At 50.5% G+C, this 730-nt stretch carries 8 tRNA genes; all 8 read right to left on the reverse strand.

Going from position 1 to position 730, the window contains the following annotated elements:
* Nucleotide 1: 1 nt before the first annotated feature.
* Nucleotides 2-75 (reverse strand) — tRNA-Pro (locus HT717_RS09740).
* Between the two features lie 14 nt (nucleotides 76-89).
* Nucleotides 90-163, reverse strand: a tRNA-Arg gene (locus HT717_RS09745).
* 11 nt (nucleotides 164-174) lie between these two features.
* A tRNA-Leu gene (locus tag HT717_RS09750) sits at nucleotides 175-260 on the reverse strand.
* 7 nt (nucleotides 261-267) lie between these two features.
* A tRNA-Gly gene (locus tag HT717_RS09755) sits at nucleotides 268-339 on the reverse strand.
* Nucleotides 340-361: 22 nt separating this feature from the next.
* Nucleotides 362-434, reverse strand: a tRNA-Thr gene (locus HT717_RS09760).
* Nucleotides 435-452: 18 nt separating this feature from the next.
* Nucleotides 453-534: transfer RNA gene (locus HT717_RS09765), tRNA-Leu, on the reverse strand.
* Between the two features lie 5 nt (nucleotides 535-539).
* A tRNA-Lys gene (locus HT717_RS09770) sits at nucleotides 540-612 on the reverse strand.
* A 24-nt stretch (nucleotides 613-636) separates the two neighbouring features.
* A tRNA-Asp gene (locus HT717_RS09775) sits at nucleotides 637-709 on the reverse strand.
* Nucleotides 710-730: the final 21 nt, after the last annotated feature.

Genomic DNA, 730 nt, shown 5'->3' on the forward strand with positions numbered 1-730 from the left:
ATCGGGAAGACAGGATTCGAACCTGCGACACCTTGGTCCCAAACCAAGTACTCTACCAAGCTGAGCTACTTCCCGAGTTAAATAGAAAATGCACCCTAGAGGAGTCGAACCTCTAACCGCCTGATTCGTAGTCAGGTACTCTATCCAGTTGAGCTAAGGGTGCTCATTATGTTATGCCGAGGACCGGAATCGAACCGGTACGATCGTTACCAATCGCAGGATTTTAAGTCCTGTGCGTCTGCCAGTTCCGCCACCCCGGCCTCTCTAAGCGAACGACGGGATTCGAACCCGCGACCCCCACCTTGGCAAGGTGGTGTTCTACCACTGAACTACGTTCGCACTATTTTCTTCTATCTAAAAATGCCGGCTACATGACTTGAACACGCGACCCTCTGATTACAAATCAGATGCTCTACCAACTGAGCTAAGCCGGCTCATTTATTATATCTTAATGCGGGTTAAGGGACTTGAACCCCCACGCCGTTAAGCGCCAGATCCTAAATCTGGTGCGTCTGCCAATTCCGCCAAACCCGCATATATGACCCGTACTGGGCTCGAACCAGTGACCCATTGATTAAAAGTCAATTGCTCTACCAACTGAGCTAACGAGTCTAAAATAACTTGCGTTATCTTAAACGGTCCCGACGGGAATCGAACCCGCGATCTTCGCCGTGACAGGGCGACGTGATAACCGCTACACTACGGGACCTATGGGAGTTAACGGGATCGA

This window comes from Streptococcus sp. 959 (assembly GCF_013277075.1).
GTDB classification, from domain to species: Bacteria; Bacillota; Bacilli; order Lactobacillales; family Streptococcaceae; genus Streptococcus; species Streptococcus pseudopneumoniae_C.